This is a genomic window from Paraburkholderia sp. GAS42 (assembly GCF_050436565.1).
Taxonomy (GTDB): Bacteria; Pseudomonadota; Gammaproteobacteria; order Burkholderiales; family Burkholderiaceae; genus Paraburkholderia.
Genome location: NZ_JBNDML010000026.1, coordinates 44,477 through 59,135, shown reverse-complemented (window position 1 = coordinate 59,135; position 14,659 = coordinate 44,477). Strand labels below are relative to the sequence as shown.

12 protein-coding genes are annotated in these 14,659 nt (G+C 62.2%); 9 read left to right on the top strand and 3 right to left on the bottom strand.

Annotation, left to right across the window (positions count from 1 at the left end):
• Positions 1 to 12 precede the first annotated feature (12 nt).
• From cydB to P3T16_RS29725, 3 genes are all read left to right on the top strand, one after another.
• Positions 13 to 1,014: a cytochrome d ubiquinol oxidase subunit II gene (gene cydB / locus P3T16_RS29735; protein ID WP_429257279.1), complete on the top strand. Its 1,002-nt coding sequence runs from the start codon at positions 13 to 15 to the stop codon at positions 1,012 to 1,014.
• 46 nt (positions 1,015 to 1,060) lie between these two features.
• The gene (locus P3T16_RS29730) at positions 1,061 to 1,237 is read left to right on the top strand and encodes a hypothetical protein (RefSeq protein ID WP_429344970.1); all 177 of its coding nucleotides are present in this window, start codon (positions 1,061 to 1,063) and stop codon (positions 1,235 to 1,237) included.
• 301 nt (positions 1,238 to 1,538) lie between these two features.
• Positions 1,539 to 2,276 (top strand): response regulator, encoded by a 738-nt coding sequence (locus P3T16_RS29725; RefSeq protein WP_429344969.1) that lies wholly within the window; start codon positions 1,539 to 1,541, stop codon positions 2,274 to 2,276.
• A 34-nt stretch (positions 2,277 to 2,310) separates the two neighbouring features.
• Here P3T16_RS29725 and P3T16_RS29720 read toward each other — a convergent pair whose 3' ends face one another.
• Positions 2,311 to 4,155, bottom strand: coding sequence for an ATP-binding response regulator (locus P3T16_RS29720; protein ID WP_429344968.1), 1,845 nt, complete (start codon positions 4,153 to 4,155; stop codon positions 2,311 to 2,313).
• 278 nt (positions 4,156 to 4,433) lie between these two features.
• On the opposite strand from P3T16_RS29720, the gene P3T16_RS29715 reads away from it, so the two are divergent.
• Complete coding sequence (locus tag P3T16_RS29715) at positions 4,434 to 5,225, top strand: hypothetical protein (RefSeq protein ID WP_429257275.1); 792 nt, start codon at positions 4,434 to 4,436, stop codon at positions 5,223 to 5,225.
• 192 nt (positions 5,226 to 5,417) lie between these two features.
• Positions 5,418 to 8,789, top strand: a complete 3,372-nt coding sequence (locus tag P3T16_RS29710; RefSeq protein WP_429344967.1) for an alpha/beta fold hydrolase — start codon at positions 5,418 to 5,420, stop codon at positions 8,787 to 8,789.
• A gap of 30 nt (positions 8,790 to 8,819) precedes the next feature.
• Here P3T16_RS29710 and P3T16_RS29705 read toward each other — a convergent pair whose 3' ends face one another.
• The gene (locus P3T16_RS29705) at positions 8,820 to 10,223 is read right to left on the bottom strand and encodes an FAD-binding oxidoreductase (protein ID WP_429257273.1); all 1,404 of its coding nucleotides are present in this window, start codon (positions 10,221 to 10,223) and stop codon (positions 8,820 to 8,822) included.
• A complete protein-coding gene (locus P3T16_RS29700) occupies positions 10,220 to 11,206 on the bottom strand; it encodes an isopenicillin N synthase family dioxygenase (protein ID WP_429344966.1) in 987 nt (328 codons plus the stop codon). The genes P3T16_RS29705 and P3T16_RS29700 overlap by 4 nt, the downstream gene beginning before the upstream one ends.
• Positions 11,207 to 11,460: 254 nt before the next feature.
• Here P3T16_RS29700 and P3T16_RS29695 point away from each other — a divergent pair, with 254 nt between their 5' ends.
• The 4 genes from P3T16_RS29695 to P3T16_RS29680 all read left to right on the top strand — a co-directional run bounded on the left by P3T16_RS29695 (position 11,461) and on the right by P3T16_RS29680 (position 14,618).
• Positions 11,461 to 12,291 (top strand): transporter substrate-binding domain-containing protein, encoded by an 831-nt coding sequence (locus tag P3T16_RS29695; RefSeq protein WP_429257271.1) that lies wholly within the window; start codon positions 11,461 to 11,463, stop codon positions 12,289 to 12,291.
• A gap of 80 nt (positions 12,292 to 12,371) precedes the next feature.
• Entirely contained in the window at positions 12,372 to 13,022 is a 651-nt protein-coding gene (locus tag P3T16_RS29690) for an amino acid ABC transporter permease (RefSeq protein WP_429344965.1), read from the top strand.
• Between the two features lie 10 nt (positions 13,023 to 13,032).
• Positions 13,033 to 13,695 carry an amino acid ABC transporter permease gene (locus P3T16_RS29685; protein WP_429344964.1) on the top strand — a complete coding sequence of 221 codons (663 nt, stop codon included), beginning with the start codon at positions 13,033 to 13,035 and terminating at the stop codon, positions 13,693 to 13,695.
• Positions 13,696 to 13,745: 50 nt separating this feature from the next.
• Positions 13,746 to 14,618, top strand: a complete 873-nt coding sequence (locus P3T16_RS29680) for an amino acid ABC transporter ATP-binding protein (RefSeq protein ID WP_429344963.1) — start codon at positions 13,746 to 13,748, stop codon at positions 14,616 to 14,618.
• Positions 14,619 to 14,659 lie beyond the last annotated feature (41 nt).

Sequence of the window (14,659 nt, the reverse complement as noted above, 5' to 3'; positions counted from 1 at the left end):
GGTCAAAATAAAATGGACGTCACCGTAGTGTGGGCCGCGATCATCGCACTGGGCCTCTTCATGTATGTCGTGCTGGACGGCTTTGATCTCGGCATTGGTATTGTGTTTCCGTTCTTTCCCGAAGAGAAGGAACGCGATCTGATGATGAACACCGTCGCGCCCGTATGGGACGGCAATGAGACCTGGCTCGTGCTCGGCGGCGCAGGCCTTTTTGCCGTGTTTCCCGTCGTCTATTCGACGGTGCTCTCCGCGCTCTATCTGCCGCTCGTGTTCATGCTTGCGTGCCTGATCTTTCGCGGTGTGTCGTTCGAAATCCGCTCGAAAGCCAGGCGCACCAAACATCTCTGGGATCTCGCGTTCATCGGCGGCTCGGCCGGCGCGGCGTTCTTTCAGGGCATCGTACTGGGCGCGTTTCTGCAAGGTATTCCAGTGGTCGACGGCAGCTTCGCAGGCAACGCGTTTGGCTGGCTCACACCGTTTAGTCTGCTCACCGGCCTTGGACTCGTCGTCACGTATGCGCTGCTCGGCTGCTGCTGGCTCGTCGCGAAGACCGAAGGCGATCTTCAGCGGCGCCTTCATCGCGTCGTCTGGCCGCTGACACTGGTGCTGCTCGCGTTCATCGCGGTAGTGAGCCTGTGGACGCCACTGCAGGATCCGGCTATAGCCGATCGCTGGTTTCACGACGGTCTCTTCTATCGCCTGCTGCCTGTGCCGTTCCTCGTTGCGGTCTGCGCGTTCTTCATGCGACGCGCGGTGCGCGACCGTCATCACAACACGCCGTTTGTGCTCGCACTCGGACTTGTACTGCTCGGCTACATCGGGCTCCTGGTCAGCCTCTGGCCGTACGCGATCCCGTCGAGCATGACGCTGTGGGAAGCCGCCGCGCCCCGTTCAAGCCAGGTGTTTACGCTGGTGGGCGCCGCCGTGATCCTGCCCGTCATCATCGCGTACACGACGATGGGTTACTGGGTGTTCCGCGGCAAGGTTCGCCACGGCGACGCGCACTACCATTGAAGACACTGAAGAAAGCGCGGCCAGCATCATGGAATTCCCTAACCCTATGCGCCTCATTCCTCTGACCCGTTCCCGCTCACGCGTCCGCGCCGCTGCAAGCTACCGTCTGCCAGGCTGGCTCTGGTTTGTCGCGCTGTGGAGCGGCGGCGTCGCAGCGGCCGTATCGCTCGGTTTCGTGTTCAGGATCTTCATGAACGCGACGCTCTTTGCCGTCACGCGTTAGCCCCGGACGGCACGCGGTCAACATCGTTTTGACCCGTGCTGCATATTCTGCAATGCTGGGCGTTGAACGGTTCAAAATCGCTTTAATCCGCTCGTCTACCTGGTAGGCCGTGCAAGGATGTCTGCACGGCCTGTCGCGTAAGTTGCATGGACAGCCAGGCAACCGGACGACAAAGGGAGAAGACGGTTGCGCATCGGCTCGCCGCATTGGGCAGAATAAACACACTGCGGCGCCAGCCAGACTCGACCGTCAGACAACAAGAGTGGTAAAACAAACGGCAGGGCCCACACGCGGAGACATCATGAAGTTTCTTGTGGCCGACGACCATGAACTGATCCGCCAGGGCGTCAAAGGCCTGCTGCGCGGACTCGATCCCGATGCCCAGTTTGACGAAGCCGATACGTGGGAAACGCTCGCGGCCGCCGCGCGGCCCGACGCCAACCACGACCTCGCGATTGTCGATCTGCACATGCCAGGTATGGAGGGCGCGGGGTCGCTCGAAATCCTGCTGAAGGCGAATCCAGCGTTGCCGGTAGTCGTGCTTTCCGCCGAAGAATCGCCCGACGAAATGCGCGCGGTGCTCGCGGCCGGCGCACTCGGCTTCGTGCCGAAACGCCAGCCCGCGAGCGTGATGCTGAAGGCGATCGAACTGGTGCTGTCCGGCGGTGCTTACGTGCCGATGGAAGCGTTAAGTCTGCTCGGCACGCGCGACGCAGCAGGCGCAGCGGCAGGCAGCACCACAACAACCGCCGAAGCCGCCGTCGGTGCGGCGACGTCTGTACTCGAGACCGTACCGCCCGCGCACCAACTGCAACCGCATCAGCGGCATCTGCTTGAAAATCTGTCGCCACGTCAGCAGGACATCATGCGGCTCGTCCATCGCGGCTGGACCAACAAGATGATCGCGCGCGAACTGGGCGTCGCCGAAGGTACGGTCAAGGTACATCTGTCGGTGATTTTCCGGGCACTAGGCGTGCACAACCGCTCGACCGCGATCGCGGTCATCAACGGCTGGCTCGAAGCGGGCAAGACGCTTTGACGGCGCGAAGTAACGCACAACGCACGCAACGCGCTCAACGCTGCCCGTCGATCGCGACTGGAGGCGATGCGCCGTCCGGCTCGCCGCCCGCTGCGGTTGATTCCACGGAGCTTGCCGTCTGCTTCTGCTGCTGCCAGAGGCTTTCGAGCGTACGACGCAGACGCGCCGGCGTCACCGGCTTGTGCAACACCGGTATGCCCATCGCCGAGAGCGCCTCCAGTTCGGGCGAAGCCATGTCGCCGGTAATCAGCAACGTGACGACTTCGCCGTGTCCCGCGTGCCGCAGCACATCCCGCACGGCATACAGCGCCTCGGCGCCTGTGCGATGGTTCGCCAGCTGGTAGTCACACAGCACGGCGTCCGGCGCGAAACCTTCGTCGACGGCCTGCAGCGCCTGGATCTCATCCGGCACGCCGCGCACGATACAGCCCCAGCGGCCAAGCAGCGTCGACAGCCCTTCGAGAATCGACGGGTCATCGTCGATGCACAACACGCAGCGTCCTTCTATTGCCGAACTGTTCACGACCGTATCGCTCAGGCTCGATACGATCCGTGTCGGATCGCCCGCCTGGACGAGGAAGCGGAATGTCGAGCCGCGCCCGGGCGCCGAGTTCATCTGCAACTCGCCACCGAGCAGGTCAACCAGGCGGCGCACGGTTGGCAGCCCAAGCCCGTGCCCCTGGCGCGCGTCGCGCTGCGGATTCGCGACCTGATAGAACTCTTCGAAAATGCGCCCCTGTTCAGCGAGCGGAATGCCGATGCCCGAATCGCGCACTTCGATATAGCCGCCCGAGCGCCGCCCCGCGCGACGGAAACCGAGCCAGATCGCGCCTTCCTCGGTATAACGCACCGCGTTCGACAGCAGATTGCTCAGCACGCGTTCCAGCAGCACCGGATCGCCGTGCACGATCATCGAGGTCGGCGCAATGCGCAGCGCCAGCCCTTTCGCCGCGGCCTGCGGCCGGTACTGGCTGCCGACACGCTCGAACAGTTCGGCGAGCCGGAAATGCAGCCGGATCACCTGCGTCACGCCGCTTTCGAGCCGCGCCAGATCGAGCACCTGATTGAACAGCTGGTTCAGCGCCTCGACGTTGCGCACGATGTGGTCGGCGGTCTTCGCGTGCTGCGCCGGCGCGACCGTGCCGTCGTTCAGCGAAGCGGCGAGCAGCCCGATCGCGTGCAACGGTTGCCGAAGGTCATGGCTCGCCGCCGCGAAAAACCGGGTTTTGGCAAGGCTGGCCTCCTCGGCGACCAGCTTCTGCGCCGCCAGCGATTCCGCCAGATATTGCTGGTCGACGCGCGCCTCGACCACGCGGCGAAACAGCTTCCGGTAGCTCAACGCATACACGTTGATCGCGCAGAAGAAGAACGCCAGGACGATCGCGAGAATCGTTCGATCGAACGTATGGACGCTGAAATGCAGCGCAATCGAAGGCAACAGCAGGAACGGAATCGCGGTGACGAAGTTGCGAAAATCGAAACCGTTGGCCATGAACACGCCCGCCGCAAGCGTGACGAGCATCACCGTGTGCAGCAGCGGCAGGTCGGCATGCGGGCTTTGGAAAGCGAACCAGATGGCCGCGCCCGGCGCCGAGTAGAGCAGCATGCCGCGCAGCGCGTGAAGGTTGATCCATCCGCGCGGCGTCAGCGCGGTGGGCCACCGGCGATTGCAGAGCCACAGCGCCAGCCCGGCGCAGTTGGCGACGGCGTAAAACCCGAAACACAACGCGAAAAGATGCGGCGACGGAATGTCCGGCCAGTAGATCGAGATCAGTACGACGATCGAAAACCAGTGCGACACGAAGGCAATCGGGTCCTGCGCGTACAGGACCGGCACAAGATCTTCGTCAATGGCCCGCTGGATCGGATCGGCCCGCATCGTGCGGTCTCCTTGCTGGAAGCCAGCTGTCTGAATGGCGAACCGTGCTGGCTGCTCGCCCCGTTGTGCCGCGTCGTAGCGATGGTTTACCCGGGAGTTTACCCATCAGCTACCACTTAATCCATATAGGCGAAGGCGTCGGTAAAAACCATACTGGTTGCAACTTACCAGCGCGGCCAAAGCCTTTCGGGGCTTTTCAAACAGCCAGATTCACGGCTTCCCGGCGGATTATCCGCCTCCCCCGCGCTCCATGCCCCAAATATTCGACGGAGGCTTTCATGGGCGCTCTTCCGGGCCGCGACCTGGCACGACATCTCGACGACGCAATCCTGCCCGATCTGTGGCGGCGCCGCACGCAGCTGTCGCACGACGAAATGGCGTCGATGTACGACCTCGTCCGGCGCGCGCTGCGCACGTACCATCCCGTCGAACTGCAGGCGCTCGGTGAAGACAAGGAAGAACTCGTCGCCCAGTTCATCTATACGAAGGTGCTGCGGCTCGCGCCGGGCCATACCGAATCGCAGGCCTGCCCGGAAAGCGCGCCCTCGAGCAGCTACGCGCTCTGTGCGTATTTCCGCCGCTATCTGATCGACTGTCTGCGTAGCGCAAGCCATCAACGCAATGTCTCCATGGAAAACGACGGCATGGAACAGGAAATCGACCTGCACGCCCAGGCCCTCGAAGATCCGGTCGACAGCGTGTTGATGGACTACGGTCTCAACGAACACTGCGTGCGCCGCGCCGCCCGGGCCTTTATCGCGAGCCTCGAGGAGCCGGAGCAGATCGTGCTGGCCGGCAGCCTTGGCTGGTGCTCCGAATGCAAGGGCGGTCTGTCGGCCGTTGCCGCGCAATACAGCGTGCCGTCCTACCACTATCGCGCCGTCAAACTCGGCGTCACCATGAAAAAGACGGCCGACGCCGACGATTTTTCCAATACGAAGATCGGCCGCTGGCTCGTCGATGTGCTCGGCATCGCGATCAACCTCGACAATCGCGATGCCATTCTCGTCGCGCTGAATCTGCTCGCGGCCGAATCGAACGCGCAGGAAATGAATGAAGCAGCCGCATAACTGAAGCGCAGCCTGGGCGCAGTCTTTCGTGTGCGGACCGGCCGCATGAAAGACTGCGCGTTTTTTCAATTGCGTCTGCTTGCGCCGTCTAAGATAAATAGGCCCGGGGCGCTCCCCCGCGCTGTCGCGTCCAGTCCCGTCCATTCCTGCCAGGGTTTCCCCGCCCTGCGCCCGTGCATGAGAGGTGGTCGTATGAACCGCTTGTCCAGCGCCATTGCGGCGATAGAGCCACATTACGAGGTCGTTGTCGTCGGATCGGGCTATGGCGGCGCTATTGCCGCGAGCCGCATGGCGCGTGCAAAGCGCAAGGTGTGTCTGCTCGAGCGGGGCCGCGAATTCATGGCGGGCGAGTTTCCGTCGACGCCCATCGAAGGTGCCGGGCAGGTGCAGTACAACACGGCAGTCAAGCAGATCGGCTCACCGCTCGCGCTGCTCGAAGTGCACCTCAATGCCGAAGTGAACGCGGTGGTGGGTTGCGGGCTCGGCGGCACGTCGCTGATCAATGCGAACGTGGCGCTGCATCCTGATCCGCGACTGTGGGACGATCCGCGCTGGCCGGCCGCGGTACGCGACGACAAGGACGGTTTGCGCGACGGTTACGCGCGCGCGGTCGCGATGCTGACGCCCTCGCGGGTGCCGGACGATTTTCCGCGTCTGCCGAAACTCGATGCGCTCGAAATGTCGGCAAAAGCGCTGGGTATGGAACAGCGCTTCTACCGGCCGCCGATCACCGTCACTTTCACGACGGGACCCAACGCGGCAGGCGTCCATCAGGAACGCTGCATCGGCTGCGGCGACTGCAATTCCGGCTGCAATCACGAAGCAAAAAATTCGACGCACATGAACTATCTGCCCGATGCCGTCGCGCACGGTGCGCAGATTTTCACGGGCGCTGCCGTGCATTCCGTCGTGCGCGACCCAGCCACGCAAAAATGGCGGGTGCGCTACCAGATCGTCGACGTCGGCCGGGAAATCTACGACGCTCCCGACCTCTTCGTGACCGCCGATCATGTGATCCTGTCAGCAGGCACGATCGGTTCGACCGCCATTCTGCTGCGTTCCCGAGAAGCCGGTCTGCCCGTTTCGCCGCAACTGGGTCATCATTTCACCGGCAACGGCGACGTGCTCGCGTTCGCGTTCAACACCGATACAGAAATCAACGGCGTCGGCTGGGGTACGCACAAGCCAGGCGAGATTTCGCCGGTCGGCCCGACGATCTGCGGGATCATCGATCATCGCGACACGCCGGATGTGAAGGACGGTTTCGTCATCGAGGAAGGTTCGCTCGCGGCGCCGATCGGCGGCCTGATGATGGGCGTCCTTGGACTCACAGCGCCGCTCGCAGGCGTGCCTGTGCCGGATCTGCCGGGCGAAGGCAAGCTGGACGACGAAGCGCGCATTCTCGAAAGCATTCTGCGCGGACCGTATCACGGCGCAATGCGCAACACGCAGACGTATCTCGTGATGGCGCACGACGATGAAAGCGGTCAGATTTCGGTCGAGAACGGCCGGCCGCGCATCAGCTGGCCCAATGCAGGCAAGCAGCCCATCTACGAGACCGTCGAAAAGACGCTCGAAGAAGCGACTGTCGCGCTGGGGGGCAAATACCTGCGCAATCCCATATCCCTGGACGCATTCAGGGACCGCCAGGTGACCGTGCATCCGCTAGGCGGCTGCGGCATGGCGGAAGACGCCGCGAATGGCGTCGTCGACCAGGCGGGCCGCGTGTTCAGCGGCCCGGCAGGCAACGCGGTACACGATGGCCTCTACGTGATGGACGGCGCGGTGATGCCGATGTCGCTCGGCGTCAATCCGCTGCTGACGATTTCCGCGCTGGCCGAGCGCAACTGCGCGCAACTGGCCGCATCGCAGGGCTGGGCGATCGACTACGAGTCCGCCGGCACGAACGCTCCGCCTGCGCCGCCGAAAGCCGGCATCCGCTTTACAGAAACGATGATCGGCGACTACACGCCGACAGGCGCGAAAGATGCCGTCAACATGCGCTTCACGGCGACCATCCAGTCGGACGACCTCGAAGACATGATGCAGAATCCGCGGCATCAGGCGGGCATGTCCGGCACGATGACGTGTCCTGCACTTTCATCGCAGCCGCTGACGATCAGCGATGGGCGTTTCAACCTCTTCGTCGTCGACGAAAACAACGTCGACCGGCGCGACATGAACTACCGGATGACGCTTCAGTCCGTAGAAGGCAAGGCGTACTACTTCTTTGGGCAGAAAATCATTACGCGCACGTCCCTGCTCGAACTGTGGACGCAGACGAACACGCTCTACGGTCAGATGCGCGAAGCGCCGGCCGAGGATGCGCCGGTGATCGGCACCGCGACGCTCATCATCACGTTCGAGAATTTCCTGAAGCAGTCCCGCACTTACGACATTACCAACGCGCCCGATAACGAAACGCGGCTCGCGATGGCCGTGAAATTCGGGAAGTTCTTTAGCGGCATGCTGTTCAACGAATATGGCGGCGTCGCGACGCCGCTGCAGTACTTCGATCCTGACGCGGCACCGCGTGTGAAGCGCGCGTTGCGCACGCCAGTTCCACAAGTCTCGTTCTTCAAGACCGATGACGGCAAGACTTTGAGACTTACCCGCTTCCACGGCGGCGACAAAGGTCCGGTGTTGCTGATCCACGGCTCAGGCGTATCGAGCCGCATCTATTCGACTGACCTCATCGATACGAACCTCGTCGAATTCCTGTGCGCGACGCAACACGATGTGTGGCTCGTCGATCTGCGCGTAAGCATCGAGCTGCCGAGCGCGCCCGATCCTACGACCGCCGACGCCGTCGCGCAATACGACATCCCCGCGGCTGTGGCGAAAGTGCGCGAACTGTCGGGCGCGGACAGCATCCAGATTGTCGCGCACTGCTTCGGCGCGGTTGCCTGCACGATGTCGCTGCTGTCAGGGCTTAAGGGCGTTCGCTCGGTCGTGCTCTCGCAGGTTTCCGCGCACCTCGTTCCACCGCCATTGGCGCGGATAAAGGCCGGCTTGCACGTGCCGGATATTCTTAAGCATTTCGGTATTGAGGATATGAGTGCGTACACGAAACGCGATTCATGGCCGAAGAATCTGCTCGACGACGCATTGCGCTTTTATCCGGTAGAAGACGATGAGGAATGCACGAACGCAGTGTGTCATCGCGCGACGTTCATGTATGGTCTTCTCTACGAGCATGCGCAGCTCGACGAGCTGCTGCATTCGAATCTGCAGGAGCTGTTCGGCGTACACGATGTCGAACTCCTCGACCAGCTGGCAGAGATCGTTCGCAAGGGACATGTGGTGAACGCTTCCGGCGATGACGTATATATGCCCAACCTCGCGGGCATGAACCTGCCGATTGCGTTCATTCACGGCTCGGAAAACCGCGTGTACCTGCCCGAAAGCACGGAGAAAACGTACAACCTGCTTGTCGATCAGTTCGGGCCGGACAAGTTCGAGCGCCACATCATCGACGGTTACGGCCACATCGATTGCATATTCGGCAAGCAGGCTGCGGTCGACGTGTATCCGGTGATCGCAAGGCATCTGCTTGCGCATTGAGTTTTTCAATGCGCTAACGATCCGGGAACGCTAAAGCAGTTTGCCCGGATTCAGGATGCCGTTAGGGTCGAGCGCATGCTTGATAGCGCGCATCGCCGCAAGCTCCTGCGGCGAGCGCGATATCGGCAGAAATTCGCGCTTGAGCAATCCAACGCCATGCTCCGCTGATACCGAGCCGTGCAGCGGCCCGAGCATGTCGTAGACAAACGCGTAGATCGCATGATGATCGATGCCGGGCACTGAATGGCCGTCGACGGTCACGTGCAGGTTCGAATCGCCGATATGGCCGAAGAAATATGAACGGTTGCCGGGCCATTTGTCGTTGAGCGCGGCGCGGCATCGATCGACGAAGCGGCCAATCTCGCCTATCGACAGGCTCACATCGAAATTGACCGGATCGAGCCGCGACGGAAACTCCGCCGTGCATTCGCGGATCGCCCACAACGCACGTGCGTCGGCAACTGATTGCGCGATCACCGCGTCGCGGATTGTCTGCGCTTCTAGCGCTTCGTTCAGCGCGGACGCAAAACGCTCGCCGTCATCCGTCGCATCGAAGCTGGCGTGTTCGATCAGTGCATAGAGCGGATGCGCGTCTGCAAACGGCGAACGTGCCTCAGCGGTGAGCGACACGCCAAAGTCGAAAAAGTCCGGCCACATGATTTCGAACGCGCCGATATCGTTGCCGAAACGCCTCGTGAGACCGCGTAGCAGGTTCACCGCTGCGTCGTAGCCATCGAGCGCGACGAGCGCGGTATGGCGCGAAGCGCGCTGCGGATGCAGCTTCAGCACCGCGCGCGTGATGATGCCGAGCGTGCCCTCCGACCCGATGAACAGATGCTTGAGGTCATAGCCAGTGTTGTTCTTCACCATCCTGCTCATCGAAGTCAAAACGGCCCCATTGGCAAGCACCGCTTCGAGCCCCAGCACCTGATCGCGCGCAGTACCCGACTGGATCACGCGATTACCGCCCGCGTTCGTCGCGAGATTGCCGCCGATCTGGCATGAGCCGCGCGCGCCGAGATCGAGCGTCAGTTCGAAACCTGCTTCCGCCGCCGCATCCTGCGCGACCTGCAGCGTAGTGCCGGCGCGCACGGTCATGGTGGCCGAGGCGATGTCGATTTCCTCGACGCCACTCATGCGGTCAAGCGAAAGTGCGATGTCAGTCGCGCGGGGAATCGCGCCGCCCGCGAGGCCGGTCATGCCGCCCTGCGGCACGACGCCTTGACGCGCTTCGTTGCAGATCATCATTGCGCGCGCAACTTCTTCCGTCGTACGCGGCAACAGCAGCGCAGCGGGACGCATCGGTTCGAGACGCGTGTAATCCGTCATCGAGCGTTCGCCGATCTGCTCGCCCGTACGCACCGCATCGTCGCCGAGTGCTTCGCGTAGCGCGTTGATGGTCGCCGCTAGCGCTGTGACGTGTTCCATCGTCATGCCGTGGTTCCCTGTGGTGCGTGTTTTTTCCGGTAGCCCATCGAATCGTTGATGCGCCCGAGAATATAGTCGCCTGCCGCGACGGGCTCATATCGGCGTTCGGTATCGCTCGCGCCAAGATCGCGCGGATCGACCAAAGCGCCATACGTAGGATCGTAAAACGTCGCGATCGAATAGCGCTCGCGACCCGACGCATTGATCACGCGATGCAGCGTCGAGCGAAAGCGGTCGTTGGTCCAGCGCGCGAGCAGGTCGCCGACGTTCACCACGAAGCTGCCGGGAATGGGCGGCGCATCGACCCATGTATCGTTCGCGATCTCTCGCACCTGCAATCCACCGACCTGATCCTGCCACAACAGCGTGATGCAGCCATAGTCGGTATGCGGTGCAACGCCGAACTGGTCCGCATCGGACAGCGGCGGTTGCGGCGGGTAATACACCATCTGCGTGCGCTGCATCCGCTTCGTATAGCGCGACGCAAAGAAATGCTCATCGATGCCAAGGCCGACGGCGACCGCGCGCAGCAGATCGGCGCCGCACACGGCCACTGCCTCGTAATAGCCGTACAACGCGGGCCGCAGTTCGGGCATGAAGTCCGGCCAGTTGTTCGGGCCGCGCAGCGCCTGCCCCGCGAGCACATCGGGATCGTCCTCCGCCAACTCCAGTCCGATGCTGAAAAACTCCTTGTAGTCAGGCCTTTTCGCCTGATACATCGTGGCGTCGCCTAAAGCGTTGAAGCCTCGATGCCGCTGGTTCACAGCCGCCCGGCGTTTCGTCTCGACCGGAAACGAGAAGAACATGCGGGCGGCCTCTGCGGCGGCATCGATGGCCGGTTGCGGCACACCATGATTGACGATGTAGAAGAAGCCGATCGTCGTGCACGCTTCGTAGATTTCGCGGCCGACGCGCGCGAGCGCCTGCGGATCATCGCCCGCGCGTACGCCAGCAAGGTCGACGACCGGAATGCGGGTGACAGGTGGCATCGCAACGCTCCATATCGGGCCTGCACAACAAGGCAGGCTCACGGTGGGAAAGGACCTCATGACTTCATCGTTGTATATACCGCCAAAAGCACCTTCGCAAGGTACACCGCAACGCCGTGCGAAAGCCAATGATCAGACCGTTCGTACCGGAACATACCTTATTTATTTCCCGGCAGAACTGCGGTATATACTGCCCCGCATGGCTCGCGTCGACCATCATTCACGCGGCACCGCTTTGCCCACCGGAGAATCTCATGAGCATCCTTGCAGGCTGGAAGTGTCGTCTGATGGCGTTGACGTTGTGTGCCGCGAGCGTCGGCAGTGCGTATGCGGACGATCAACTCGCGAAGGTGAAAAAGGCCGGCGAGCTCGTTGTCGGCACGGAAATGCAGTTCGCGCCGTTCGATTTCCTCGAGAACGGCCAGCAGGCAGGTTTCAACAAGGACCTCTTTGCAGAAGTCGGCAAGGAACTCGGCGTGAAGGTGCGTTTCATCGACCTGCCGTGGCCGAGCGTGCTGCCCGGTCTTGAAGCGGGCAAGTTCGACATGGTCGGCGGTCCGCTGACGGTGACGAAGGCGCGCATGGAACGCTACACGTATACCCTGCCCATCGCCGATGCTACCGACGCCCTCCTCAAGCGCGCCAACGACACCGCCCTCAAGCAGTCGTCGGATATCGCCGGCAAGACGGTCGGTGCGGGCAAGGGTTCCGCGCAGCTCGACCAGCTCAAGAGCTACGTCGCCACGCTGCCGAAACCGCCTGAAATCCGCGAATACGTCGACAACAATCAGGCTTACGCCGATCTCGCCGCGGGGCGCATCGCCGCTGTCGCGAACTCGATGACGAACATTGCATACGTCGCGAAGCAACGCCCGGAATCGTTCGCGGTTGTCACGCCGCCGTTCGGCGCAAAAGTCTACTTCGCGTACTGCCTGCGTAAAGACGCGGACAGCAAGCCGCTCGCCGATGCGTTCAACGCCGCGCTCGTGAAGATGCACAGCGACGGCCGCCTCGCCACGCTGCAGAAGAAGTGGTTTGGCGTCGCGATGGATGCGCCCACAACCATGCCCACACCGAACTACTGATGCACCGATGACGTTTGCGATGCGTGTCGACGTAAAGCCTGAGAACACGCATCGCTGTTTAACCTTCGCCCGCTGGTGCCATGTTCAGCACAACCGTCTTCGCGCAGGGTTTGCCGTTGCTGCTTCACGCGGCCATCGCTACCGTCGGCATTTCGCTGACCGGGCTTATGATCGGCTTCTTTGTAGCGGTCGGCGTGTGTTCCGCGCGGCTGTCGACGAATCGCGCCGCACGCATGTTCGGCGGCGCCTATGTGTTTTTCTTTCGCGGCGTGCCGATGCTGGTGCAGCTGCTGCTCGTTTATTACCTGCTTCCGTTCGTGGGAATCAACGTGTCGCCGCTCGTTGCTGCAATCAGCACCGTGTCGCTCTGTTCCGCGTCGTATATCGCGGAAATCCTGCGCGGGGGCTTTCTGAGCATCCCGCACGGACAGATCGAAGCCGCCCGCATGCTCGGCCTTTCGCCGTTCGACATGCTGCGGCGAATTCAGGTGCCACAGGCGTTCCGGCTGACGTTGCCTTCGCTCGTGAACGAAATGGTCTTGCTGATCAAGGCGTCGTCGCTGATCTCGGTGGTCGGCGTCGCTGAAATCACGCGCACTGCGCAGAATATTGCTGCCAGCACGTATCGTCCGCTGGAAGCGTATGTGGCGGCGGGCCTGATCTATTTCGTGATCTGCGGGGTGCTTTCGCTGGTTGCACACGCCGCCGAATACCGTTTGCAGCACGCCTGAGGCTATCGCGATGCAGCAATTCGATCCCACCATCATCACGCACAATCTGCAGCCGATTGCGGCAGGTCTCGCAACCACGCTCGGCACGTGGGTCGCGGGCGTGCTGATCGGCCTGGCGCTCGGTTTCGTGATCGCCGTCGTTCAACTCTTTGGCGGACGCTGGATACGCGGTGTACTGCGCGCGTATATCGAGTTCTTTCGCGGCACGCCGTTTCTCGTGCAGCTGTTTCTGCTCTACTACGGCGGACCTTCAATCGGTCTCACACTCGAACCGATGACCGCAGGCGTCCTCGGCCTCGGTCTTTACGGAAGTGCCTATTTTGCAGAGGTTTTCCGCTCCGGATTCCAGTCTGTCCCGCCCGGTCATCTCGAAGCGGCATCGTGTCTTGGACTATCGCGGTGGCAGGCCGTCGTGCGCATTCAGGTGCCGCAGATGCTCGTGCTGATCGTGCCCGCGCTGACGAACCTGATCATCGTGCTCAGCAAGGAAACGGCCGTGCTGTCGATCGTTACCGTGCCTGAACTGACGTTCGTGCTGACCGGTATTGGCTCGGCCACGTTCGCCTTTGTCGAGACGCTGCTGGTGCTGTGCTTCTGTTACCTCGCGCTGGTCGAGCTGACGTCGCGCGCGGGCATGTGGGCCGAACAACGGCTCTCCCGCTTCATGGCATGACTCATGGCATGACTCATGGCATGACCCGAGGCTGAACACTGGACGTGAACATGAATGCGATGACCGATATGCCCTCCTCTCTCACTTCCGCCACTCCGTCAGAACGAAGCGCTGCTGCGCCGCTGATCGAGGTGCGCGATCTCCGCAAGCGCTTTGGCGAAAACGAAGTACTGCGCGGCGTCGATCTCGACATCAGAAAATCGGAAGTGGTGTGCATCATCGGACCCTCGGGTTCGGGGAAGAGCACGCTATTGCGTTGCCTCGCCGCGCTCGAAACCTACGATCAGGGCGACGTACGCATCGAAGGCGAACTGCTCGGCTATAGCGAACGAAACGGCAAACGCGTGCGCGCATCGCAGGGCGACATCAATCGCGTGCGTCGCAATGTCGGCATGGTGTTTCAGCAGTTCAACCTGTGGCCGCACATGACTGCGCTAGGGAATGTGATGGAAGCGCTACGGCGCGTGCGCAATCTGTCCGGCGACGAAGCCCGTCGACGCGCGCTCGCGATGCTCGACACAGTCGGTCTCTCGCATAAGGGCGATGCGTATCCGGCGAAGCTGTCCGGCGGCCAGCAGCAGCGCGTTGCGATTGCGCGTGCACTCGCGATGGAGCCGCACATCATGCTGTTCGACGAGCCGACGTCCGCGCTCGATCCGGAACTGGTCGGCGAAGTACTGCAGGTGATGAAGCAGCTTGCGCGCGATGGCATGACGATGGCCGTCGTCACACACGAAATGGGATTCGCCGCGCAGGTCGCGGACAAGGTTGTGTTCATCGATCAGGGACGCATTGCCGTCGAAGGCAACCCGCGCGACGTGTTTCATGATGCGCAGCAGCCGCGTCTGCGGCAGTTTCTGCAGAACTATATCGACCGCAATGCCTTCTGGACGCGCAGCGGCGCCGATGGAGAACCCGCGTGAGCGGCAGCGCTTCACGCGGCGGCAGCGGGAGCGGCGGGAGC